This is a genomic window from Marinobacter sp. (assembly GCF_041690615.1).
GTDB lineage: Bacteria > Pseudomonadota > Gammaproteobacteria > Pseudomonadales > Oleiphilaceae > Marinobacter.
Genome location: NZ_JAWLGY010000003.1, coordinates 79247 through 103837, shown reverse-complemented (window position 1 = coordinate 103837; position 24591 = coordinate 79247). Strand labels below are relative to the sequence as shown.

Sequence of the window (24591 nt, the reverse complement as noted above, 5' to 3'; positions counted from 1 at the left end):
GCTGGCCAGGTACAGGGACCATTTACCCGCCTGTGACTGTCAGCTGGCCAGATAGTTCTCGAGAAATTCTCCGAACGTGCCGCTGTCGGCTTTTTCCATAGCCGCCTGCTCGTCCAGCGATTCCCGTGTCATGCGCTCGAAGTCTGCACGTACCTGCTCGTCAGGTACGGCTTCCTGCAGGCTGCGCTGGTGCTCCCGGGACATCTCCAGGGTCCACTCCCGGTGACCGCGACCGGTATCTTCCATGGCTGCAAGCACCCGGGCTGAGGGCAGCAATAACGGATCATCCAGCTTCTGCCGCTGCACCGCCAGGGCTTCCCGGTAGCGGGTACCGCCCTGCCACTGGTCCAGCTGCTCCGCCAGGCCGTTCAGTTCATCCAGGGCCTCCCGCGAGGCATCACCAAGGGCAATACTGCGATCGCAACGGGTCAGCTGGAGCCGGGGATCACGACCTTCATTGACCACGTCCTTGTAGTTGTCGTCCAGGCGATCACACTCGGCATCGCCAATTCGCGGACTGTCCTGCAGCAGGCAACCCAGCAGGAACAGGTCCAGGAAGTCCACCTGCGGTGCGTTCAGACCCAGAGGGGAGAATGGATCAAGATCCAGGCAGCGCACCTCGATGTACTCCACGCCGCGACGTTCCAGTGCCTGGATGGGCTTCTCGCCCCGCTCGGTGGTCCGCTTCGGCCGCACGGCGCTGTAGTACTCGTTCTCGATCTGCAGAATGCTGGTGTTGATCTGGATGAACTGATCGCCACGACGGGTGCCGATTTCCTCATAGGGAGGCCAGGTGGTGTGAATCGCCCGGTCGAGGGTCTCGGTGTAGGTTTTCAGCTCATTGAAACAGATATTCAGGGACGACTGGGCGTTGTTGTGATAGCCCAGATCCCCCATGCGCAGGGAAGTGGCATTACGGCCATAGAAGGTGTCGTCACTGAAAGGTGTGAGCTGGTGACTGACGCCGCGAACAAAGCTGGCGTCCAGCGCGGGAGAGGCACCGAACAGCAGCATCAGCAGCCAGCTGCGGCGGCGGAAATTGCGGATCAGCCAGAAATACTGGTCGGATTTGAAATCCTGCAGGGACTGCCCGTCGGCCAGCAACTGCTGCCATTTCTGCCAGAAGCTGTCCGGCAGAGACAGGTTGTAATGGGCGCCGGCAATGCTCTGCATCATCCGTCCGTAGCGTACCGCCAGACCCTGGCGGTACACATGCTTGAGCTGACCAATATGGGAACGGCCGTATTCCGCGATCGGAATACTCGGGTCACCATCCAGCTCACAGGGCATGCTGGCGGACCAGAGCACTTCGTCTTCCAGGTGCTGGTGCACAAACCAGTGAATATCCCGCAAGGACGCAAGCATTTCCTCGGTGCTGCGACACACCGGGGTGATCAGTTCCAGCAGGGATTCCGAATAATCGGTGGTGATGCGCGGATGGGTCAGCGCCGAACCCAGTGCCTTCGGATGCGGGGTCTGAGCAATGAACCCGTTGCGATCAACCCGCAGCCCCTCTTTCTCGGCCCCTTTCAGGAACCCGTCCCAGTCACTGGCATTGAGCTGAGCGAACAGCCCGTGGCGCGATGCACCCATGTTTGACTCCTCTGATCACCCGGCGAGCGGAAGCCTTGCCGCTACGGACGACTTTAGCACGGGCAGGCGACTGCAACGCCGCCTGCCGTCGTTGGATTAACGCTTGTCCTTGCGGGCTGAGGCCAGTGCCTCGGCCAGGGCCCCAGCCATGGCACCCCGGGGTTGTTGCGACTGACCGCCACGCCCGCCGCCACCGGAACCCTCGCGTGCCTGGGCGGGCTTGCGGCGTTCGCCCTGTCCCCGCCCCGGCCGGTTGCTCTCGCCGGGCTTGTCATCCAGGCGCATGGACAGGCCAATACGCTTGCGGGGAATGTCCACTTCCATCACTTTGACCTTGACGATATCGCCGGCCTTGACCACCTCACGGGGGTCCTTAACAAACTCATGGGACAGGGCCGAGATATGAACCAGGCCGTCCTGATGCACACCGATATCCACGAACGCCCCGAAATTGGTGACGTTGGTCACCGTACCTTCAAGGGTCATGCCGGGCTTCAGGTCATTGAGGGTTTCCACCCCTTCCTGGAAGCTGGCAAAACGGAACTCCGGCCGGGGGTCGCGCCCCGGCTTTTCCAGCTCGGCGATGATATCCCGGATGGTGGGCACCCCGAACTGGTCGGTTACGTAGTCTTCCGGATTCAGGCTGCGCAAAAAACTGACATCGCCGATCAGGTCCGCCACCTTGCGGCCACTCTTCCCGGCGATGGCTTCCACCACACCGTAAGCCTCGGGATGTACGGCGGAACGGTCCAGGGGGTTCTCTCCCTGGCTGATTCGCAGGAAGCCGGCGGCCTGTTCAAAGGTCTTCGGCCCCAGCCTGGGCACTTCCAGCAACTGCTTACGACTGCGGAAGCCACCGTTGCGGCTGCGGAACTCTATGATGTTCTCGGCGGTGCCGGGGTTGAGACCGGATACCCTTGCCAGCAAGGGTGCCGAGGCGGTATTGAGATCAACGCCCACCCCATTGACACAATCCTCAACCACCGCGTCAAGGCTGCGGGCGAGTTGCACCTGGGAGACATCGTGCTGGTACTGGCCGACGCCGATGGACTTGGGTTCAATCTTGACCAATTCCGCCAGCGGGTCCTGCAGCCGGCGGGCGATAGAGACAGCACCGCGAATGGTTACGTCCAGGTCCGGCAGTTCCCGCGAGGCAAATTCAGAGGCTGAATAAATGGACGCGCCGGATTCGCTCACAACAATGCGGTTAAGCTTGAACTCCGGGTAGCGCTTGCACAGGTCGGCCACCAGCCTTTCGGTTTCCCGGGACGCGGTACCATTGCCGATGGCCACCAGTTCGATTCTGTGTTCCCGGCACCACTTCGCCAGCTGCTCTATGGACTGGTCCCACTGGTTCTTCGGGGCGTGGGGGTAGATGGCGCCGTAGCCGGCCACCTGGCCGGTTCCGTCGATAATCGCGACTTTTACCCCGGTACGCAGCCCCGGATCCAGGCCAAGCGTCGGCCGGGGGCCGGCGGGGGCCAGCAGGAGCAGGTCCTTGAGGTTGTTCGCAAAGACCTGGATGGCCTCGGCTTCGGCGCCTTCACGCACCTGGGCCATCAGGTCCGTTTCCAGCTGGGTGGAGAGCTTGACCCGCCAGGTCCAGCGCACCACTTCCGCCAGCCAGCGATCCGCCGGGCGCCCCTGGTCACGGATGCGCCAGTGCGCGGTAACCTTCGCCTCCGCCGGGTGAGGCACGCGGCGGTCATCGCTCTCGCCTTCCACGGTGATGGCGTAGGTGAGAATACCCTCGTTACGGCCCCGCAGGATCGCCAGCGCCCGGTGGGATGGCATTTTTTTCAGGGGCTCCTGATGATCAAAGTAGTCCCGGAACTTGGCGCCCTCGTTTTCCTTGCCTTCAATCACGGTAACTTTCAGCTGCCCCTCATTCCACAGGTAATCCCGCAGACGACCGAGCAGTTCCGCATCCTCGGCAAAGCGTTCCATAAGAATATTACGGGCGCCTTCCAGGGCAGACTTGGCGTCTTCGACACCGGCTTCGGGGTTAAGGTATTCCGCCGCCAGTGATTCCGGATCCTGGCCCGGGTTCTCATAGAGGCTGTCCGCCAATGGCTCCAGTCCTGCCTCACGGGCAATCTGGGCCTTAGTACGGCGCTTGGGCTTGTAGGGCAGGTACAGGTCTTCCAGGCGGTTCTTGGTGTCAGCCTCATCGATGGCTGCGCGGAGTTCATCCGTCAGCTTGCCCTGCTCATCGATGCTCTTGAGGATGGTCTCCCGCCGCTCTTCCAGCTCCCGCAGATAGCGTAGCCGCTCCTCCAGGGTTCGCAACTGGCTGTCGTCCAGGGCGCCGGTCACTTCTTTCCGGTAGCGGGCAATGAAGGGCACGGTGGCGCCCTCGTCAAGCAGGGCAATGGTGGCGTTAACCTGTTGTTCGCGAACACCGAGTTCTTCGGCAATCCGGCCTGGAATACTGATCATGCTGTGTTACCTGAAAGGGAAAATCCTGCCCGCGGGACGACGGGCCATTCGTCACCAGCCGCCTGTCGGATTCAGGGCGGCCGGATTTCATCAGACCGCAAAAGGTACAGGGCCTTACTCCGGCAGGCAAGCCAGGCGATTGCGGTCCTGCAGGAAATCCAGCAGTGCCGGCCAGGGCATGGGGCGGGCATAGTAGTATCCCTGCACTTCGTCGCAGTGCTGGTCACGAAGGAAGGCCAGCTGTCCTTCGGTTTCCACACCCTCCGCCACCACGCTCATCTGCAGGCTGTGGGCCAGGCTGATAATGGCCCGGATGATGTGCTCCGAGTCGCCGGTTTCACCCAGGGCCTGAACGAAGGACTTGTCGATCTTGACCAGGGAGATGGGCAGGTGTTGCAGGTTGGTAAGGGAGGAATAGCCGGTGCCAAAGTCATCCAGGGCAAAGCTGATACCCAGCTGACTCAGTTCCCGCAGACAGCGCTGGGCATAGTCCGGGTCGTGCATCATGGCGGTTTCGGTAAGTTCCAGCTCCAGCAGGCTGGTGTCCACGTTGGCGTTGAAGATAATGCGGAAGATGGTTTCTGTCATTTTGCGGTCATGGAACTGCCGGAACGACAGGTTGACCGCAAACACCAGCCCCGGGAAGCCCAGGTCCGCCGACTCCTGCAGCCGGGCGCAGGCCTGCTCGATCACCCAGTAGCCGATGGGCACAATCAGGCCACTGCGCTCCGCCGCCGGAATGAACTCATCGGGCATGACCAGCCCCCGGGTGGGATGATTCCAGCGAATCAGGCACTCCACCCCCCTCACCTCGCCGGTAACCAGGTCGATGCGGGGCTGGTAGTAGAGCTCCAGTTCGCCAGACCGCAGGGCATTACGCAGGTCCCCCTCCAGTTTTAGCTGGTGACCGGCGGAGATGTGAAGCTGGCGGTTATAGAAGCGGTAGCTGGTGCCGGAGTCGCGTTTGGCCTCGAACATGGCACGGTTGGCCCGGCGCAACAGGGTTTCCGGAGTATCGCCGGCTTCGGGGAAAGTAGCCACGCCGAGGCTGGCGGTCACACCCACCCGGTTACCGGCCACGGTGACCGGGTCGCTCATGGCTGACACCAGTTTGCGGACGATCTGGGAGAGATCCAGGGAGTCATCCACATTTTCGGCGATCACCGCCAGCTCGTCACCGCCAATGCGCATCAGCGAGTCCACCCGGCGCATGACCTGACGCAGCCGCTCGGCCAGCCGGAGCACCAGCTCATCACCCTGTCGGTAACCCAGGGATTCATTAACGGTACGGAAGTCGTCCAGGTTGATGTGAATCAGCGCCAGTCGGTGATTGCCCCGCTCGGCCCGGAGAATCGCCTGCTGCAGACGGTCGAAGAACAGGTTGCGGTTGATAAAGCCACTGGCTACTTCCCGCCCCAGCTGGCCGCCGGCGCTGTCTTCCAGTTGTTGACGGAACCAGACACAACGCACGGCCCGGGCCAGTGACCAGCGGTCCACGCGGCCCTTGCAGAGGTAATCTGCCGCACCGCCGGCCAGAAGCCCCTCTGCCAGCTCATCTTCGAGCCCCCCGCCAATGGCGATCACCGGCTTTTCATTGCCGGCCACTGCCAGGTACTGGAGAAAGCCACCCTCGGAGCCTGCGTGAAAGGTGGGCTCCCATAACAGCACGTCGAAATGGGCGTTGATCAGCAGATCACCGACATCATCCGGGTCGGGGCACCAGGTCAGTTCGGGAACAAAGTCACCATGGCCATGGAGCATGGCCCCGTACCGCAGAAAGTCGGTCTGTTCCCCGGTCAGGACCAGGATGCGCAGGTTATCGGACTGCATGACAGATTCAGATGCTCTTGTTACCCCGCCCACCATGGGCCGGATGATATGACTGCCAGAAGGTGATCCGTGGAGATCCCGTATCGTTTCAACAAGATTGCGAACGTACAGGTCGGCCCCAGAAACACCTTACCAAGATAGCTGATAGCCAATGAAGATACAGAATTTGGTCTCAGGTAGAATGCTCCTTTCTGCCGAATCCCGCATCAGGTGAACTGTGTCACAACTTAACCCCCGTCAACGCGAAGCCGTGCATTACATCGACGGCCCCCTGCTGGTACTCGCGGGGGCCGGTAGTGGCAAGACCAGCGTGATTACCCGCAAGATCGCCTACCTGATCGAGCAGGCCGGCATCCCGGGGCGACACATTGCCGCAGTGACCTTCACCAACAAGGCCGCGCGGGAGATGAAAGAACGCGTGGGCAAGCTGGTAGACCGCAAGCAGACCCGGGGGCTTACAGTCTCCACCTTCCATAACCTGGGCATGCACATCATCCGTGAGGAGCTGGCCCACCTGGGCTACCACCCGGGCTTTTCCATCTTCGACGCAGAAGACGCCAAGGCCCTGCTGCAGGACTTGATGCTGCGGGAAGCCAGCGCCGACGCCGGTGATGAACTGTCGGACATCCAGCACACCATCTCCGCCTGGAAGAATGACATGAAGGGCCCGGAGGACGCCTGGAGCCGGGCAGCCGACGAGCGGGAACAGCGCATTGCCCTGATCTACAAGCGCTACCAGCAGTACCTCAAGGCCTATAATGCGGTGGACTTCGATGACCTGATCCTGCTGCCGGTACAGTTATTCCGCACCGTGCCGGAAGCCCTGGCCAAGTGGCGCCGCAAGATCCGCTATATGCTGGTGGATGAATACCAGGACACCAACCTGTGCCAGTACGAACTGGTCAAACTGCTGGTGGCGGAACGGGCGGCGTTTACCGTGGTGGGGGACGATGACCAGTCCATCTATGCCTGGCGGGGGGCCCGGCCGGAGAACCTGGTGCAGCTGAAAGCGGATTTCCCCAGCCTGAAGATCGTCAAGCTGGAACAGAACTACCGGTCCACCGCCCGTATCCTGCGTTGCGCCAATGAAGTGATCGCCAACAACCCCCACGTATTTGAGAAGGCCCTGTGGAGCGACCACACCATCGGTGATGAACTGCGCATTGTGCGTTGCCGCAACGAGGACGCCGAGTCCCACCGGATAGCATCAGAGATCATTGACCAGAAGCTCAAGAAGGGTCTGCAGTTCCGGGACTTTGCCGTGCTCTACCGCGGTAACCACCAGGCCCGGCTGCTGGAAATGAAACTGCAGGCCTTCCAGATTCCCTACCGGATTTCCGGTGGCCAGTCGTTTTTCTCGAAGAACGAGATACGGGACGCCATGGCCTACCTGCGCCTGCTGATCAACCCGGACGATGACGCCGCCTTCCTGCGGGTGGTCAACGTACCCCGGCGGGAAATCGGCCCCCGCACCCTGGAACAACTGAGCCACTACTCCCGCGCCCGGGACATCAGCCTGCACCGGGCCCTGGACGAAATGGGCGTGGAGACCCATGTTACCGAGAAGGGCCTGGACCGGCTGCGCCGTTTTCGCCACTGGGTGGAAGGCACCTGTCGTCGCCTTCATGAAGAAGACCCGGTGCCGGTACTCAAGCAACTGTTCACCGATATCGAGTATGAAGAGTGGCTGCACCAGCACGCCAGCAGCCCCAAGCAGGCAGAACGCCGGATGGAGAACATCTGGTACCTGGTGGATTCCATCCAGCGCATGCTGGACGACGACAAGGGCACCGCCAACGAGACCACCATTGAAGACGCCATCAGCCGACTGATACTCAGAGACCTGATGGAGCAGCAGGAAGAAGAGGACGACAGCGACAAGGTGCAACTGCTGACCCTGCATGCCTCAAAGGGTCTGGAGTTCCCACACGTGTTCATCATGGGCCTGGAAGAGGAAATCCTGCCTCACCGCTCCAGTATCGAGGAAGGCAATATCGAGGAAGAACGGCGACTGATGTACGTGGGCATTACCCGGGCCCGGGAGACCCTGACACTGACTTTCGCGGCGCAACGCCGCCAGTATGGCGAAAAGCTGGAGACCATACCCAGCCGCTTCCTGGACGAACTGCCGGAGGGCGACGTGAAATGGGAAGGAACCGGTGACCTGGATCAGGAAGCCAATCAGCAGAAAGGCAAGGCGACTCTCAGCGCTCTCCTGGGGGACCTGGGTAGCTGACGAGTTGCAGGACAGGGGAAGAGAAGAAAAGGCCGGCCCGCCAAACGCGAGCCGGCCTTTCTGCATCAATTAACCGCGTCTACCATATGCTCTACCGCAGCTTCGATTTCCTCATCGGAACAGCTGCTGCATCCGCCTTTGGCAGGCATGCCCTGGAAGCCATTGATGGCGTGGTCCACGAGAGTCTCCATGCCCTTGTCGATTCGGTCGCTCCAGGCATCCGCATCACCCAGAATGGGGGCACCCGCCGCGCCGGTAGCATGGCAGGCGGTGCAGGCGGACTCGTATACCACGTCACCGGCGCGGGGGCCGTCACTTGATTCCTCCGATGAAGCCGCGGCAGCGGAACCGCACTCCTCACCCTGCAGGCAGACCTTGCCCACCGGGGCGATACGCTCACGGATCTGATCTTCAACACTTGCAACAGCGCTTGCCGCCGTCAGACCGAATGCAACCAGTGCGGCCGCCAGGACTCTCATCATTTTCACAATGCACCTCTCATCAGAGCATTCCGGGAACCAGGGGTGTTGACGGATCCGAAGGCTCCCCAATTGTATGTGGGCGCATTATAGCGGGTGGAGCCGGGCAAAAAAACCAACAAACCGCTAAGATAGGGCAGTTCCTGTTTCACCCACCGGCCGAGGACGCAATGACCGGCAAACCTTCACAGAATACCCACCCCTGGCGCAAGCCGCTGCTGGCTGCGGAATTCATTGCCCTGGCGATACTGGTCGGGTCCATGGCGATGCTTGGCCAGGCCAGTGGTGGCGGACAGGTTGATCCGGCCTGGCTGCTGATTCCCGCTGGCGCCAGCCTGGTTGTTTTCCTTTCGTTCCTGGGGCTGATGTACCTTCGATGGGTCGCCTCGGCAGAAGCTGGCCAGAGCCGCCGGCAAAAGATTCTCTTCGGCCTGCTGGCGTTGACACTGCTGGGCGTGTGGGCCTATGCCATTGCCCAGACCTGGCAAAGCCTGCCGGGGTGAGCAGCGGTTAATGCTTCTGCAATGATGATGTCACGCCAGTTAGCCCATCATGGCCTGTTGACCACAAAAGGACCGCCTATGAGAGTATGGAACCCACTGATCCTGACCGTCTGCGCCGGCGTGTTGATACCGCTACAGGCGGGCGCCCAGGCGCAGGACGACACGGACGAGGAGATCACCCGGGAAGAAGTGGAGGCACTCGCGGACGAGGTTGGCGAGGAGGTCGAGCAGTCCGGAGAACAGAGCTCGGACGACCGGGCGATGGAGCAGGAAATCGAGGAATATGAGGCCAAGGAGCGCCTGATCGGTTCACTGATCGGCGGTTTCGTCCCTTATCAGCCCACCTATATCCTGCCCTACACCTATGTGGAAAGCCCCAACCAGAACCCCGTTAGCCCACGGCTGGGGGTATCGGACTACGACGCCAACCTGTATAACGAAGAGGCCAAGTATCAGATCAGCTTCAGGGTGCCGTTGCTGACCGGCGTGCTCGACGAACGTACGACGCTCTGGTTCGGCTATACCCAGAAATCGTTCTGGCAGGTATTCAACACCAAGGAGTCTGCTCCTTTCCGGGAGACCAACTACGAACCGGAAATCTTCCTGCGGCAGCGTCTAGGCTGGGATTTCGGCCCGGGAGAGCTGAATACAGCTGCCATTGGCCTGGTCCACCAATCCAACGGGCAGTCCGAACCCCGCTCCCGCAGCTGGAACCGCATCAAGGGCAGCGTCTCCTATACCTACAATCGCTGGCTGTTCATGGTGAACCCCTGGTATCGCCTGCCGGAAAAGGACAGCGATGACGACAACCCGGATATCGAGGAGTACCTCGGCTATGCGGAGTACATTGCTGTCTACAAATGGAACGATGACCACGTCCTGTCCACCAAACTGATGAACAACCTGCGGTCAGACGATAATCGCACCTCGGTAGAGCTGGGTTACAGCTTCCCCATGGGCGACACCCTCAAGGGCTTCGTGCAGTATTACAACGGCTACGGCGAGAGTCTGATCGACTACAACGAGCGGATGCACCGTATCGGTATCGGCATCATGCTGAACGACTGGCTGTAACTTCCGGTTTTGCGGCTGACAAACGCACAGGGACGACCAGCTGGTCGTGCCTGTGCCGTATACCTATGCCGCATAGACCTCACCCGGCCATCAGGCCTGGTTAAGCCGCTCCATCTCGTTCAGTAACTCAGCGGTTTTCTCTTCCATCAGGGCCTTGTCGCCCCGTGACTCCACGTTTAGTCGAACCACCGGCTCGGTGTTGGACATGCGCAGGTTGAAGCGCCAGTCATCGAACTCCACACTGAGGCCATCGACATGACTGATTGCATTGGCCTTGGCACCGTAGGTTTCCTCGATGGCCTTGATAACCCTGGGTGGATTATCGATGGTCCGGTTGATCTCGCCACTGGCCGGGTAGGCCTCGATCCGGGCATCAATCAGTGACGACAGGGTCTGCCCGGACTGGCACAGGCGCTCGGCCACCAGCAGCCAGGGGATCATGCCACTGTCGCAGTAGGCGAAGTCCCGGAAATAGTGGTGGGCACTCATCTCGCCACCATATACGGCGTCTTCGTCCCGCATCCGCTGCTTGATAAAGGCGTGGCCGGTCTTGCTTTCCACCGGCTCACCGCCGGCGGCCCGGACCAGGTCCAGAGTATTCCAGGTCAGGCGCGGGTCGTGGATGACCTTGCCACCGCCGGTCTTGCGCAGGAACTGATCCGCCAGCAGGCCGACAATGTAATAGCCCTCAATGAAACGACCGGTTTCGTCAAAGAAGAAACAGCGGTCAAAGTCACCATCCCAGGCAATGCCCATAGCCGCCTGGTGCTCCAGTACCGCCTCCGCCGTCGCGGCGCGGTTTTCCGGCAGGATCGGGTTGGGCACCCCGTTCGGGAAATGGCCGTCCGGCTCATGATGGACCTTGATAAACTCGAAAGGCAGGTGTTGTTCGAGGGCATCGATCACCAGCCCGGCCCCGCCATTGCCGGCGTTGACCACGATTTTCATGGGTTTTAGCGCGGTTGCATCGATGTACCCGAGCAGGTGGTCCACATAAGGGGCCATGACTTCCAGGGTTTCATATTTACCCTGTCGGGGGGCGTCTTCAAAGGGTTCCGGAACCCGGTCGCGGATATCGTTGAGGCCGTTATCGGAGCTGATGGGCCGGGACTCCGGACCCACCATTTTCATACCATTATGGTCCCGGGGGTTGTGGCTGGCCGTTACCATGATGCCCCCGTCCATGCCGAAATGACTGGTGGCGAAATAGACGTGCTCGGTACCACCCAGCCCGATATCGAACACATCGGCGCCAGCGGCCATCAGCCCGGAACTCAACGCATCCGCGATTTCAGGGCTGGACAGCCGGATGTCGTAGCCGACAATCACCTTGCGGGCACCGGTCACTTCCACATAGGCACGGCCAATGCGCTCGGCCAGGTTCGGATTAAGCTGGTCCGGCACGCGGCCACGCAGGTCATAGGCTTTAAAGCAGGACAGGTCCATGGCAAAGATTCTCCCGGTTGGTCTGCGGTATCAGGTTCGGGGCGTCCATTGGGGTTACACCCCGGTATCAGGCAACAACCGGGCCCATTCTAGCCATTTGCCGATGACAACTGCAGTTCCGAACGGAAAAATGACCAAAAAGAAACCCGGCCTTAACAGGGCCGGGTCCCGGACAAGGGCATGGCCGGCCGGCCATGCCCGGATTCAGTGCAGGGCCGCGATTATTCCGCGGCGCCGGACTGCAGCTGAATGTAATTCTGAATACCCATCTGGCCGATCATTTCCAGTTGGGTTTCCAGCCAGTCGATATGTTCTTCCTCACTGTCGAGGATGCTGCGGAACAGCTCACGGCTGGAGTAGTCCTTCACATCCTCGCAATAGAGGATGGCTTCCTTGAGATCAGAGTGGGCAGTCATCTCCAGCTTGAGGTCACACTCGATCATTTCCTGGACATTCTCACCAATCAGCAGCTTGTTCAGGTCCTGCAGATTCGGCAGGCCTTCCAGGAACAGAATGCGCTCAATGAGCTGGTCGGCATGCTTCATCTCGTCAATGGACTCTTCGTACTCCTTGTCCGCCAACTTGGTGATGCCCCAGTCCTTGTACATGCGCGAATGCAGGAAGTACTGGTTAATGGCGGTCAGCTCATTGGCCAGCACCTTGTTCAGAAACTGGATAACCTTCTTGTCACCTTTCACGGCCAGGGCCTCCTCTGGTTGTCTCTCATTCAGGCTGACGACCGTCTGACCGGGCGTCGCATCTCAACTGAACCGCTGCGTTGCTACAGCAGATGCCTCAAGGATAGACCGTAATCCGCCAAGAAAAAATCGCGCAAGAGAATGGTTTACGTTTGACAGAGGTCATTGACAGCGGCGCTGGCCGGGATGGTTTCCCGGTCAGGCGGGCTGGGCGAGCAGGTTGGCCAGGGCCAGGTAATCAGAAGAGCGGGACTCACGCAGAATTTCCCTGGCGGTACAGGCGCAACGCCCACACTGGCGCCCGACACCAAGCTCCTTGCCAAGCTGACGCATGGAACTGACACCGTTCTCCGCAGCTTCACGGATTTCACGGTCGGTAACACCAGTGCAGAGGCAGACGTACATAGGAGAAATCTCTCGTCCCAATCAAACTTAGTGATAATTATTGTTATTCGCAGGCGTGATTGCAACCCGTTTAATCGGTTCTGTACAAAAAATCACACAACAGCGGGTCAGCAAAATCCGCTACACTTGCCTCCTCCCCATGGACAAACCACGGAGCAACCATGGCCCTGAAAGCCACCGTGTTCAAAGCGACCCTTAACATCGCCGACATGGATCGCCACTACTACGCCGACCATCACGTCACCATCGCCCGGCATCCTTCCGAGACAGACGAGCGCATGATGGTGCGATTGCTGGCCTTTGCCCTGCACGCCAACGATGCCCTGGAGTTCACCCGTGGTCTCAGCACTGATGACGAGCCAGACTTATGGCAGAAGGACCTGACCGGGCACATCGAACACTGGGTAGAGGTAGGCCTGCCCGAGGAGGACCGCGTACGCAAGGCCTGCAACCGGGCAGACAGGGTGACGATCTATGGTTACGGCGGGCGGGCACTGCCGGTGTGGTGGGATAAACACCACAACCGCCTGGAGCGACACGAAAACCTGTCGGTCATCGCGTTGGCGCAGGACGATACCGCCGCCCTGGCTGAACTGGCCGACCGCACCATGAACCTGCAGGTCAATATCCAGGATGGTGAAGTGACCGTGGGCGATGGTACCACCGTGATCAGTCTGACGCCGGAAGTGCGTTTGTAGGTCAGAACCAGATTCCCACAAACTCCCGGGCTCGCCGGCTGACAGGCAACCCCTGACTTTGCAGGACGGTGACCAGCTCCCGCGACTCCCGGGGATTCAGGAAGTCAGCCAGGGGAATTTCCTCGCCCCCGGAACAAAGCCACACCTGCTCACGCATCCAGGGATGGGGTTCCGGGTCCAGCTGGATCCTCACCGCCGGGCGTGGCCATTGCCAGTGGTGCTCCCGGCGCTGGTGGCCCTTTTCCAGGACAATGGTGGAAGGTCCGAAAGTGATCACTTCCTGGCGGGCACATTTGCGGGCGGTATACCACAGGCCGGCCCCGACGGCTGTGAGCTCCAGTCCGGCAAAGGGAATGACCATCCAGACCCCCGCCAGGGTCCAGCCGGCCACCACGCAACCGGTCACCACCGACAGTCCCAGCCACACCCGCACCAGGCCGGGCCAGCTGATGGACCGGTTGGGGGTCAGCCGGTAGCGGATACCGTCATTGTCTGCCAGCCGTTCGATCATCGGAAGCTCACTCATCCACGAACGCCAAATTGCCTTTTATCAAGTATAGGCAAAGACCGGCAACTGACATCAAAAGAGAGGCTCAGGGAGGGCTGGACAGATTCCGTCTGCCCACGTAAGATTGCGCACTCGAAATCACCGGCAACCGGTGAATTTGAATCCGCCCGTAGCTCAGCTGGATAGAGCGCTGCCCTCCGGAGGCAAGGGTCGAAGAAAAAATCCGGAACCGAAGGCAACGGTCAAACATGCCAAACTTGTTGAAATCCGCCCGTAGCTCAGCTGGATAGAGCGTCGCCCTCCGGAGGCGAAGGTCTCAGGTTCGAATCCTGACGGGCGGGCCATTTTCATGGCGAATCAACACGTTAAGCTCCTCAATCTTACCTTCTATAGTTGTTTCGCGAAACTGCAATCGCTCAAGCTTCGAAAAGGGTAATGACCTCTGCCCTGCTTTCATAATTGCCTTGTCTGGCACACGAAATTGAGCATGTGTCCAAATTGTGTCCACTGTGTGTCCACGACTTTAGGTCGACATTTCGAGAGCTGAAAACTTTGACCATTGCACGAAGAACGTATCATCCCAGTCTGGACACAAAACACTGACGATCCGAGTCGCCAGAATCTCGCTCGCTCCATCAGCTTTCTCGATCAGCGAATTGCCCCCCTTCACGTCCTTTAAAACTAGATTTCACGATTACAGATCGATGGACCTTGGTCGCAAGCTAGAGTCACAGAAGGCAATGCCTTCACATACCCGGGCCACCATTCACCAACTAGCGCAATGAAGAGAGCTGAAGCTCTGGACTTTTAACGTATTCATCACTAACGTCTTGATTTTGGAATAGCTGTAATTTTGCGTAAGGGTTGAACCCTAGCATTGCTGTCAGGGAGAGAATGAAGTGATCGTTAAAAATAAGACAATTATCCAATCACTTTCGCATCTCCAATCGCCTCAGTTCCACATCACATCGTCAGCTTTCTATCTCAGCAACTACTGCCGCACAGGGAGTCCGCAGCGATGAGCCAATCAAATGGCCTGATTTCCTTCCTTCGCCATTACGGTCCAATCCCGGCTGGGGACAACATGTACGACGAGCTGATCCAGGCGGAAATCGAGCGTCATGAAATTGATCCCGTGATTCACATCAGTCCTGCGAAGCTGGAAGAGGTTAAGGAAAATTTTGAATCTGCCGAGCCCCGGAACGTCGTTCTTACGGGGACTGCAGGCGATGGCAAAACGTTCCATTGTCGGCAAATTTGGATTGCTTTTGGTGGTGACCCAGGTCATTGGAATGCAGGCGAAAAGGTCGTTTCGTTAACGCTCCCTGTATCTAGAAAAACACTGATCATCGTGAAAGACTTGAGCGAGCTTACTCAGGATGAGAAAACAAATGTCCTCAGCGGGCTTGCAGGTGCGGTAACAGACGCATCTGCTGAGAATGTATATCTTGTCGCTGCTAACGATGGCCAACTTCTCGCAAGCTGGCGTGATTGGTCAGATAACCAAGGGGAGCAAGAGCATCGGATATTCAAGACTGTGGAGGATATGCTGGTAGAGGAGCGAATTGAAGACGAGTCATTGAACCTCTACCTTTTTAATCTCAGCCGCCTAGACGCTTCAAATCACTTCCACGAAATCATAGAACAAATTGTTGAGCACCCCCAATGGTCAAACTGCGAAGGCTGTGACTTATTAGGTGACGACGGTTCGACAACTTGCCCAATTCGGCTAAATCGCGAACGAATCCGTAAAAGCGGTGACGGAGCGGTATTTCGCAAAAGACTTGGAGAGTTGATGACTCTGGCTCGGGCCAACCGCATGCACGTGCCAATCCGTGACCTTCTACTTCTTAGCGTCAATATTCTTCTAGGGGACCGGCAGAGTGGCCGCATTCTCTTAACATGCCGCTCGGCCAAGAATCGCGCAGAAAAAGAGGATTATCGCTTAACCAACCCTTATGCCAACGTCTTCGGCATGAACCTTCCTGAGCGGCAGAGACAACAATACCAAGTTTTCAACATCCTCGAAGCCTTCGGCATTGGGCGCGAAACCGACAACAAATTTGATAACCTATTGATTTACGGACCATATAGTGGCTCAGATGCGTACACCCAATTCGTATCCAATGACATCTATTATGGAGCTGCAGCCTACAAACGATATTTGCAGGACTATCTGGAAGGAGCCCGCGACGATATAGAAGAATTTATGCAGGCGCTTTCACGGCAGAGACAAAGGCTTTTTTTCTCACTTCCCTCCACCAGCCCCCTAGATCCCTGGCGCTTGACCGTCTACCAGGCTTCTGGCCAATTTTTAGAGTTTGTTGAGGGCTTGAAAGACGATGGTGACACGTCCCGAACAGAAGAACTGTTGGTCCGCGGACTCAATAGAACATTTTGCGGGATGATGATTGATGAAGGGACCAAGCTCTATCTTGCCTCCTCTGGCGGAGATGGCCGCGGCAGAATTGCTTCCCTTCTAAACTACGATTTGCCGACATCGAGGCACAGAAGAGATCCATATCTTAGCTTTGTTTTAGATAAAGATGACGCAACGCCTTGCATGCAGATAGTTGATCCTGCGGCAGATGGCGACGGCATTATTGACACTCTAACCCTTCAGCTTACCCATTTCGAGTACTTGGTGAGAGTAGCAAGTGGGAGCTTGCCCGCCAGCTTTTCTCGGCAATGCAACGAAGATTTTTTGGACTTCAAGCTCAGACTCATAACCCGCTTAGACGGGTTGATTGGCGAAGAACCAACTCGCGACGAGATAAACTTAGAGGCTCTTACTGTAGATAACGAAGGGCGAGTGCACCCCGAAAATATTCGAATAAGGCTAGACTCATGAAGGCACGCCTTGAGGCTCCGGCGAAATACAGAAAAGATGTCAATGTGTGGGTTGATGAAGCTATATGGGGCCATCGCCTGTACAACGACCAAACGCCCTGGCTCGTATTTTTAGAGTTCCTAGCAATATTTCAATCCCGCCAGGAGCAGGCAAAGGCTCTGAAGGAACACTGGGGAGAGGATGCTCATGAAGCCTTTACGTACCACATTCCACGACTCCTTCCTCTCAGGCAGCTAATCTTTAACAACCCACACCTTCGGTTTGTCGAAGACAGCTATCAAACCGACCCGGAGCGATGGAAGGAATGGTTCAAAGCGTTTTCTTCTGACGACGACTTCAGGTATCTCCAAGATCGTTTTGGCTCGTTTGCTCGTCTCTCCCGAGTGGTTGAGCTTTTTCAAACAACTGCAGTCGAGCCACATCGGAAGCGCAGATGGACGTCACGCTTTCTTTTTCCTTATGGCCCGAACTGCCTTTACGCTGACTTGCCTGCAAACGCCAATAACAGCCCAGACAGGCGCTTCTTTGCTAGGAGCGGCGAACTTCTTTACCTCATGCTCAATCGCAGTGGCAACGGCGAGCTTCTCGCTAATCTAATTTCTCAAAAACTGCTACGCCACGACGAAACATGGAACCGTGTCGTTCGAGCCTTACTCCCTGAAGGATACAGAATCGACTCGAATCCCGTATCAAGCACGATCGGGTATCTACCTTTCGCCAAACGAAGGGAGTACGGCGATCTTTCTCAGACTTGGCTGACGCTACTTAATTTAGATCTCACAGGTGAGGCCCTACTTGATCCTTTGATGCGCCTCTCATCTCTTCACATGCTCATTTACATGCTTAGAAGAGCGAATGAGGAAGTTGGAGATTCCAGCGAACCGAAGTTCGTTCTGGAGATAGCTTCTCCAAAGAGAACAACACTGTTCGAACTTTCAAAAGAGAACTTCGGGGCGAACAGAATGCTACCCACAAGGGCTGTGCGCGCTTATATCGAGGCAGCTAAAAACGATGAGCGATGGCATGAGGCTTTGCAGGCAAGAGATCCTGCTGACGCAGTGCGGGAATATCTCGCTCAGCGATACGATTGGCAGCCTGCCGACGGCATCCCTTCCGGTGACCCAGAGACTATATTTGAAGCCTTAAGGGAATACGCAGAAAGCCGTCACCAACAACACGTTGGAAAGGTCCACCTGGAATGGGCGAAACAAATTGGGTTGGCAGTATCGCGTAGAGGGTCTGGAACCTGGTACTCACCCGATGATTCTCTACTTAAAGCTCTTGTCATGTGCGTTGTGGACGAGGGACGAGAGGAATATCACCGCTTTCTTTCCAAACTCTATGAAAAATTCCGGTTAATAATCGGCCCGAATGAGGCAGAAAGAGCTTTCGGAACACTGCCTACCGATCAAAATGCTTTTTTACAAAATACCCAACGCTTGGAACAACGCTTAAGGACTCTGGGGTTGCTACGCCGCCTCTCTGATGATTGCGCCTATGTCGAGAACCCTTTTAGGAGCAACAAATGACACGAAACGAACTAATCTCGGCCGTCGCTCAAGATTTCATTCGGGCTCAGCTCGACCAAGAGGCGGATGGTTCGATGCGTTTTTGTATGCTCGGATTGGAACCTTCAATCATTCGCTCTATCGCACAGTCGGTGCTATCCGAGCCCACCACCGCATCAACTGTCTTGGTCCGGATAGCTAATCTATTCGACCCAAACGACGACCTTCCCGATTCTGCGAGAAGTAACCAGTCCATTACTCACTGGCGCCACTGTCGGCTGCCGAATGAATTCCGAGCTGTTCTCTTTGCTGCCTCGCAAGAAGAGCTCCAACGCAACGACAAAAGTGTTGAGAAGGTCACCAAGATCGAGACTGATACGCTTCGAAGTCGCTACGCAGCCTGGATCGATCAGGCAGGATTAACCTCTGCCTATCTAGATGAAACCAAAAGGGAACATCTAATTACCGCCCTGAAGGCAGCGAATCAATCTCACGCTGCTCGCACAATTGAAACGTTTGCAGATTTCGTGCTTTCGATTGCTCGCGGAATCACCGCGGATGGCCTCCCCCTGCAAAAGGCTGTTGATAACGCGCTGCCTAGCCTGAAACTGCCCAAGTTTTCGGGCTACTTTGACCGCATCCCGGAGAAAAAGCGAGACAACACTGGTGAATGGAGCAAGATATTCAGAGGCCTCCACACTAAAGTCCGCCCTCTGCTGGTACAAGAAACGGAAAAAGGCGAGCCAATTCCTCGCGAGCATCTCCGCACTAATTTTGAAGAAATTTCTGATCGCCTCGAAGCATCAGAACAAGAGGTGATTAAAGCATTCCTCGATTCTGACTTACGAATTGATAGCTGGTCACCCTCACAGGAAAGCTTGGTGAATTTAGATTGGAGATCGATCTCTGAGCTTTTTGAAGGTGTAAATAAAAGCTCCTCTCAGCCCCTCGGTGAAGAAACAATTAAATTCTTTGACGACGAATTCGATGACCTGCTTGAAGAGGAGGAGCGTGAGCTTCTTGCGAGTTCTTTCCCGAAAGATCCCTCAGAAGACCTACAGGCCTTTTTCGAGACGCATCGGGAGCACCTGGCTAGAGACAAAAAACTGTCTGGCAAGTGGGAGCGCTATGTTTATCGTAACCCACAAACCTACCAAGATTTCTTAGTGGGACTAATTGAAACATTGGACAGCTTACGTCGTCGGGTTAATGACGAGGAACTGAAAGAGAAGAAACTAACCGTTCGTATCCCTAGCAGTAGAGAGAAGAGTTTTTGGCGTACGAAAAATCCCAAAGTCGCACGCTACTTCGCATTCCGATACCGCGGCCTGGAAGCAATCCTGGGAGAAAAAGTTGAAGTTGATTTCGGAAAGCTAGAGGAGTTTTACTTTCCACGCGTCGAATCAGATCTCGCCAAATCTAATTCCGGCTCTAAAGAAGCTCGCTCAATTAAATTCGAAGTTGTCCTTGATCCTGAAGGCGCTAATACAAAACTGGTGTTTCATTGGGAAATGCCGGTCGACGCTATTGCGACAGCACTGCCTGAAGACCTTTTGAGCGTCGCAAACGAGACGGAACAATATGCTTTGTTACCCACGGCGGATATCACCAGGCAATCAGTGAGCGCCAAGGGAAGCATACAGCGGATCGATTTAAACGACATCAACACAATTCGCGATGTCTCAAACTCAAACACGGGTAAGCTTGTTGCCCCGAATAGTAGTAGCGGCGATCGAAGTGCATATTTTCGAGAACAGTTAACTGAATTATCGAACCTATTGGGGCTAGTCAGTGTTGAGGAGATACAGACACGTTTCAATAGTTTCTTAACCGCATATTCGACAGCAATCCGTGCATGGGTTACGCAAGAAGGCGCTGGCATCGGATCAAAAGCCTTTATCACGCAAGCTGAAGCTTACAATGAGTTACTTGCCTCACTTCTATACAGGGCAAACAACGATCTTGCCCGCGAAAAGTTATGCAAGGAAGTTCTGCGGCTGGGCGTCGCCAATGTAGGCGCAGGCAACCTCGCTGCGATCATTGCCCCCTGGCATCCATTACGTCTCGCTGAGATTAGCGTAAAGGCACATCAGGCAGCCAAACTAGTGAACGATGTTTTGGATGCTGAAGAGAATGATATTTTTCGCGCGGATCTCCTCTTCTCTCAAATCCAAACGGAACTCCGCACAAACTATTATCCAGAAGTTTGCATTGGGTTTGATCACGACCAAACGCAACTGCTTTCTGCTGCAGATACATCGTTTGATTACACACTGGCTGAGCCACCACTAAGAAAGTCTCAACACAGTGATGATGCACTCGATATTGAACCAGGTGTTGCCGCAAAAGCCTTTAGTGATGTCGGAGAACAATATCTAAAGTTGCTGCCTCACGAACGCAGTAACTTCTCTGTGGTTCTTTACAACGCTGAATCCAAAGCCTTGCCGAGCGCCCTCGCTTCGGAACTCTCCAGCAAGGTTGAGCAAGAGAATCAGCTCCAATGTGATCTTTTGCTTACCCACTCAGAGCCTAAACGTATCAGACGAATATATGAGCAACAGAATGTATCTGTAAGCGAAGAATCTGGCTCCGTTATGGCCAGCGAGGCGGCGAGGAACTTCCTATCTCGATTGCGGGTTGGATTCTTGGATGCGGCCAAGATTCCGGATGACGATTCTGATCGAGCCGCAGATCTTGTAGCGCTGCAAGATGTCGTGGCCAGAAACGCCCAATTGGTTTGGAAAAGGGCTCCGGGGGACAGAAACCCCGAGATGACTACACATGTGCCCGCGAGGTGGTCGCGACGTCGACCAATTAACTTGGCGGATACATCAACTTCAGTCTATTTGGCCTGCCCAGTTCAACCCCGAGCCGGTCAAAATTACCTTAACCTCATCAACGAATTTCTTAACGGAGATAATGCTCTTCCAGGTGATGTTATACCTGCCCGGGAGGTAAATTTCCGCGATGGCGATATCGGCAACATCTTCACTCAAACCCATAAAATCGGTGAATGGGTAGTGAACTTCGATGAGCTCGTGGATCGGCGCCTACTCAGCAATAACGGTGTTCGGGTTATTCGCCACATACGAGATCGGCGCATGGATCGGAACATCGTTGTATCGACAACATCGAAGCCGAAGCTTCTGCGAGTGCTTCTCAAAGAGCGCCTAGATAGGATCGATCCATCAATTACGAAAGGCAATGAGGCTGTCATTGATAAGCTGATTGACCAAGCGAATACATTGTCCGGACAAGTCGTAATGCGTGCAGCTCGATATGGCCACTATGCGAATGAACTGCTTGGTATCGTGTTATCGATGGAAAAAATTCAACGTAGCCTTGGCGGCCGGAATCAACCAATAGGTTGGTATTTTCTGGATGATTTTGCTTCCTGGTTTGGCCAGCGTGAGGAGCAAATAGCCGATATTATGGCGATCGCACCGCGCATCATCGATGGCAAGCCGGTTCTAAAGGTGGCCATATCAGAAGCAAAGTTCGTTACCTCCGGCGGTTACCGGGCGCAGGCAAAAAAATCCGCAAAGCAACTAGAGGAGACAGTCGCGCGCCTGGGACGAGCCATTGAGCCGAAGCACACGCGCATAGATCGCGACATATGGCTTAATCGCATCGGTGATTTCATGATTGAGGGCATGGACCCCTTTGACCCTGCATCTATGAATGGTTGGGATCTGCATAGATGGTCAGATGAGGTGAGGCTTGACGGAGTACCGATACAGCTCGCAGGCTTTTCTCATGTTTTCGTCCACGACAATGACGAATATGTTGATGCCGGCGGTGCCACTCCTTTAAAGGGAATGCCGCACTGTTCTCAGCAAGTCTTTGACAAGGCCAGCGTTGCGGAAATGTTCCGGGCTTTCGCCGAAATCAACAAGGCTCCTGATACAGAAGGCGATACTGACTCTGAGATTTGGGATGATGCCTTAATGTCCAGAAAGGCATCGACAGAAACCGCACCAACCACCTCAGAATCCGACACACCTGCTCAGCCTACAAAACCTGAAAACGGCACTAGTGAACCCGAAAGCAACTTTGAATCGGAAACGTCAGGCGAGCCCGATACACCGAGCTCCAGTTCATTCGAAGAGCCCGAACAGCCCCAGCAAGCTCAGGAGCCAGAAGCCGCCAATTCTGATACCTCTGATCAATTGTTGGAAATGTGGCCTTCTCGTCAACTTGCAGAATGGGTAAGTGGTGGCAGCGCTTCAGAGGACGAAGATGAGGAAACAAAAGCTTGGCTCGACACAACTGTAAAAGCTTTACAGCGGGCTTTGCGCGGTTACGACATGACGGCCGAACTTCTCGGAGCGAGGCTAACACCCAACGCTGCGCTTATACGCTTCAGAGGATCCGACGATCTTACGATTCCTAAGGTCGAGAAAAAACGCCAAGAATTGCTAACCTCCCACGCCGTTGATGTTATTAACGTGATGGCCGCTCCGATGGAGGTCATCATTATGGTCAAGCGACCACATAGGGCGATACTGCGGCTGAGGGATCTCTGGCGAAGAAGAGAACTCCCGCCAACTGCACCTGAATCGAATACCAGCTTGCTTCTCGGTGCTAAAGAGTCTGATGGTGAGTTGCTATACCTTAATGTTGGCAACGAGTTCGGAGGACTCCAGCCGCACGGTCCCCATACCTTAATCGCGGGTGAAACTGGCAGCGGTAAGGGTGTACTAGTCCAGTCACTTTTATTGGACATTTGTGCAACCAACTCCCCCAACAAGGCCCGTATTCGCATGATTGACCCTAAAGCCGGGATAGACTTTCCTTGGCTTCGCAACATGCCGCACCTTGATGGCGACCTCATTACCGAACAAGACGAAGCAATCCATGCGCTAGAAGAGCTTGTGGCCGAAATGGAACGCAGAAACCGTCTATTGGCTGAGGCAGGTGTGACTAAACTGGATAATTACAATCGAAAGGTTCCGCCCTCCGAACAACTGCCAAGGATTTGGCTGTTCCACGACGAATTGGCAGATTGGATGATGATCAACGAATACAGAGATGCCGTTGATCTTAATGCGAGCCGTCTAGGCGTAAAGGCCAGAGCAGCTGGAATCAACCTCGTGCTTATCACGCAACGACCGGATAAAGACGCTCTGCCAATGCAGTTAAGAGCGAACCTTACAAACCGGCTAGTTTTGAAGATGGCGGACAAGAAAAACTCTATGCTTGTGCTGGATGAGCCTGGCGCAGAACGACTGCTTGGCCGCGGGCATCTAGCAGCTAAGCTTTCTGGGGAAGGCCATGTGATTCTTGCACAGGTTCCCTTTGCATCCGAAGAAGAGATAGCTGAGCTAGCATATATAATTCAACGTTCACGCTAATAAAACGATGGACCCGAAGAAACAATCTGTGCAGAAAACTTCCAAGTGCCCCATTTGTAGTTCTTTACGTCCCTTATCCGACCATCTCTACGAAATGGCCATGTTCTGCACGTACCTTGACAACTCAAATATATACTCCGGCTCAGACGGTCCCCGTGAAGTGCACACCCTTGTCATTGGCAACTGGCTTAGACTCGCGGGTCAATTGGAAAGTGTGAAGATAAATGCATGGAAGTATGCTGGAGAAGATGCTTTGTGGTGTGGCACTGCGGCAGACCGTTACGACATTGATACGAAGATCTTCACGAAATACTCTACAGCCCTTACACGTTTCATTTACATATGTTATGCTTTGGAAGAGACATACAGGTTTTGTTCCTCATCATACATCGAGTTTGCCAGAAATAATCACAAAGATCTTAATTTCAAGAGGCTCAGAAAGCCAAGTGTACAGTCTGCCTTTCTGGTAGACCAACTAACGACCTCCGAACTGCCGAATAGCTTTCTGCATATTATCGGCAACTTGAACTTCTATTTTGTGAAATACATTGACCAGTACAAGCTTGACACTAGTGGACTAAAAGGAGTTACAAAGGAGAGCCATAGCTATGGCCTACATCTTGTCAGAAACTTAAGAAACCATATCGCACATGGCGCATTTCCATTAATGAATGATTTCATAGATCCTGACGACACATACATAATTTCCGAATTAATCAATCTACTCTTGCACGCAAGCCGATCGGCAACAATTTACATCCAAGCATTAATCAAAAGGCACTGCCAAAACTTCAAGTCTCATGAGTACCTTGCGATTGAAGGGGCATATGGCGAGGAATTCGACTACTTTTTAGAAAACTGTACCCTGAAATATGCGCTAACGCTTCACCTAACGCAGCCTTTTTGCCTATGCAGCTGGATGGACTCAGGGAACAAAAATTAACCTACAATGGTATTCAAACTCTGCCC

The 24591-nt window shown here is 55.5% G+C and carries 16 protein-coding genes and 1 tRNA gene; 9 read left to right on the top strand and 8 right to left on the bottom strand.

Annotated features, from left to right (window positions below):
* Positions 1-39: 39 nt before the first annotated feature.
* From gshA to ACESMZ_RS03285, 3 genes are all read right to left on the bottom strand, one after another.
* On the bottom strand, positions 40-1593 hold the full coding sequence (gshA, locus tag ACESMZ_RS03295) for a glutamate--cysteine ligase (protein WP_372972209.1): 1554 nt from the start codon (positions 1591-1593) through the stop codon (positions 40-42).
* 96 nt (positions 1594-1689) lie between these two features.
* A complete protein-coding gene (locus ACESMZ_RS03290) occupies positions 1690-4032 on the bottom strand; it encodes a Tex family protein (RefSeq protein ID WP_372956974.1) in 2343 nt (780 codons plus the stop codon).
* A 114-nt stretch (positions 4033-4146) separates the two neighbouring features.
* A complete protein-coding gene (locus tag ACESMZ_RS03285) occupies positions 4147-5862 on the bottom strand; it encodes a putative bifunctional diguanylate cyclase/phosphodiesterase (RefSeq protein WP_372956973.1) in 1716 nt (571 codons plus the stop codon).
* Positions 5863-6079: 217 nt separating this feature from the next.
* Between ACESMZ_RS03285 and rep the strand changes: the two genes are divergently transcribed.
* The gene (rep, locus tag ACESMZ_RS03280) at positions 6080-8098 is read left to right on the top strand and encodes a DNA helicase Rep (RefSeq protein ID WP_372956972.1); all 2019 of its coding nucleotides are present in this window, start codon (positions 6080-6082) and stop codon (positions 8096-8098) included.
* A gap of 65 nt (positions 8099-8163) precedes the next feature.
* Here the strand turns inward: rep and ACESMZ_RS03275 are convergent, their stop codons facing one another.
* Positions 8164-8580: a c-type cytochrome gene (locus tag ACESMZ_RS03275; RefSeq protein WP_372956971.1), complete on the bottom strand. Its 417-nt coding sequence runs from the start codon at positions 8578-8580 to the stop codon at positions 8164-8166.
* A gap of 167 nt (positions 8581-8747) precedes the next feature.
* Between ACESMZ_RS03275 and ACESMZ_RS03270 the strand changes: the two genes are divergently transcribed.
* Together ACESMZ_RS03270 and ACESMZ_RS03265 are read left to right on the top strand one after the other, a co-directional pair.
* Positions 8748-9080: a hypothetical protein gene (locus ACESMZ_RS03270; RefSeq protein ID WP_372956970.1), complete on the top strand. Its 333-nt coding sequence runs from the start codon at positions 8748-8750 to the stop codon at positions 9078-9080.
* A gap of 78 nt (positions 9081-9158) precedes the next feature.
* Positions 9159-10154 carry a phospholipase A gene (locus ACESMZ_RS03265; protein WP_372956969.1) on the top strand — a complete coding sequence of 332 codons (996 nt, stop codon included), beginning with the start codon at positions 9159-9161 and terminating at the stop codon, positions 10152-10154.
* Positions 10155-10244: 90 nt separating this feature from the next.
* Here the strand turns inward: ACESMZ_RS03265 and ACESMZ_RS03260 are convergent, their stop codons facing one another.
* The 3 genes from ACESMZ_RS03260 to ACESMZ_RS03250 all read right to left on the bottom strand — a co-directional run bounded on the left by ACESMZ_RS03260 (position 10245) and on the right by ACESMZ_RS03250 (position 12703).
* The gene (locus tag ACESMZ_RS03260) at positions 10245-11600 is read right to left on the bottom strand and encodes a phosphomannomutase (RefSeq protein ID WP_372956968.1); all 1356 of its coding nucleotides are present in this window, start codon (positions 11598-11600) and stop codon (positions 10245-10247) included.
* Between the two features lie 221 nt (positions 11601-11821).
* The gene (bfr, locus tag ACESMZ_RS03255) at positions 11822-12298 is read right to left on the bottom strand and encodes a bacterioferritin (RefSeq protein WP_372956967.1); all 477 of its coding nucleotides are present in this window, start codon (positions 12296-12298) and stop codon (positions 11822-11824) included.
* 198 nt (positions 12299-12496) lie between these two features.
* Positions 12497-12703 carry a bacterioferritin-associated ferredoxin gene (locus ACESMZ_RS03250; protein ID WP_091848798.1) on the bottom strand — a complete coding sequence of 69 codons (207 nt, stop codon included), beginning with the start codon at positions 12701-12703 and terminating at the stop codon, positions 12497-12499.
* A gap of 161 nt (positions 12704-12864) precedes the next feature.
* On the opposite strand from ACESMZ_RS03250, the gene ACESMZ_RS03245 reads away from it, so the two are divergent.
* Positions 12865-13401: a YaeQ family protein gene (locus ACESMZ_RS03245; protein ID WP_372956966.1), complete on the top strand. Its 537-nt coding sequence runs from the start codon at positions 12865-12867 to the stop codon at positions 13399-13401.
* Position 13402: 1 nt separating this feature from the next.
* Here the strand turns inward: ACESMZ_RS03245 and ACESMZ_RS03240 are convergent, their stop codons facing one another.
* Positions 13403-13927, bottom strand: a complete 525-nt coding sequence (locus ACESMZ_RS03240) for a DUF2244 domain-containing protein (RefSeq protein ID WP_372956965.1) — start codon at positions 13925-13927, stop codon at positions 13403-13405.
* 249 nt (positions 13928-14176) lie between these two features.
* Between ACESMZ_RS03240 and ACESMZ_RS03235 the strand changes: the two genes are divergently transcribed.
* From ACESMZ_RS03235 to ACESMZ_RS03215, 5 genes are all read left to right on the top strand, one after another.
* A tRNA-Arg gene (locus ACESMZ_RS03235) sits at positions 14177-14253 on the top strand.
* 674 nt (positions 14254-14927) lie between these two features.
* Positions 14928-16760 (top strand): hypothetical protein, encoded by a 1833-nt coding sequence (locus ACESMZ_RS03230; RefSeq protein ID WP_372972208.1) that lies wholly within the window; start codon positions 14928-14930, stop codon positions 16758-16760.
* Positions 16757-18289: a hypothetical protein gene (locus ACESMZ_RS03225; protein WP_372972207.1), complete on the top strand. Its 1533-nt coding sequence runs from the start codon at positions 16757-16759 to the stop codon at positions 18287-18289. Before ACESMZ_RS03230 ends, ACESMZ_RS03225 begins: the two co-directional genes overlap by 4 nt.
* On the top strand, positions 18286-23622 hold the full coding sequence (locus ACESMZ_RS03220) for an FtsK/SpoIIIE domain-containing protein (protein WP_372972206.1): 5337 nt from the start codon (positions 18286-18288) through the stop codon (positions 23620-23622). Before ACESMZ_RS03225 ends, ACESMZ_RS03220 begins: the two co-directional genes overlap by 4 nt.
* A 100-nt stretch (positions 23623-23722) precedes the next feature.
* Complete coding sequence (locus ACESMZ_RS03215) at positions 23723-24565, top strand: hypothetical protein (RefSeq protein WP_372972205.1); 843 nt, start codon at positions 23723-23725, stop codon at positions 24563-24565.
* The last annotated feature ends 26 nt before the right edge of the window (positions 24566-24591 follow it).

Bases quoted from the DNA above. Each gene is read 5' to 3' on its own strand.
- gshA (WP_372972209.1), bottom strand. From the start codon at position 1,593: ATGGGTGCATCGCGCCACGGGCTGTTCGCTCAGCTCAATGCCAGTGAC.
- ACESMZ_RS03290 (WP_372956974.1), bottom strand. From the start codon at position 4,032: ATGATCAGTATTCCAGGCCGGATTGCCGAAGAACTCGGTGTTCGCGAA.
- ACESMZ_RS03285 (WP_372956973.1), bottom strand. From the start codon at position 5,862: ATGCAGTCCGATAACCTGCGCATCCTGGTCCTGACCGGGGAACAGACC.
- ACESMZ_RS03275 (WP_372956971.1), bottom strand. From the start codon at position 8,580: ATGATGAGAGTCCTGGCGGCCGCACTGGTTGCATTCGGTCTGACGGCG.
- ACESMZ_RS03270 (WP_372956970.1), top strand. From the start codon at position 8,748: ATGACCGGCAAACCTTCACAGAATACCCACCCCTGGCGCAAGCCGCTG.
- ACESMZ_RS03265 (WP_372956969.1), top strand. From the start codon at position 9,159: ATGAGAGTATGGAACCCACTGATCCTGACCGTCTGCGCCGGCGTGTTG.
- ACESMZ_RS03260 (WP_372956968.1), bottom strand. From the start codon at position 11,600: ATGGACCTGTCCTGCTTTAAAGCCTATGACCTGCGTGGCCGCGTGCCG.
- ACESMZ_RS03250 (WP_091848798.1), bottom strand. From the start codon at position 12,703: ATGTACGTCTGCCTCTGCACTGGTGTTACCGACCGTGAAATCCGTGAA.
- ACESMZ_RS03245 (WP_372956966.1), top strand. From the start codon at position 12,865: ATGGCCCTGAAAGCCACCGTGTTCAAAGCGACCCTTAACATCGCCGAC.
- ACESMZ_RS03240 (WP_372956965.1), bottom strand. From the start codon at position 13,927: ATGAGTGAGCTTCCGATGATCGAACGGCTGGCAGACAATGACGGTATC.
- ACESMZ_RS03230 (WP_372972208.1), top strand. From the start codon at position 14,928: ATGAGCCAATCAAATGGCCTGATTTCCTTCCTTCGCCATTACGGTCCA.
- ACESMZ_RS03225 (WP_372972207.1), top strand. From the start codon at position 16,757: ATGAAGGCACGCCTTGAGGCTCCGGCGAAATACAGAAAAGATGTCAAT.
- ACESMZ_RS03220 (WP_372972206.1), top strand. From the start codon at position 18,286: ATGACACGAAACGAACTAATCTCGGCCGTCGCTCAAGATTTCATTCGG.
- ACESMZ_RS03215 (WP_372972205.1), top strand. From the start codon at position 23,723: ATGTTCTGCACGTACCTTGACAACTCAAATATATACTCCGGCTCAGAC.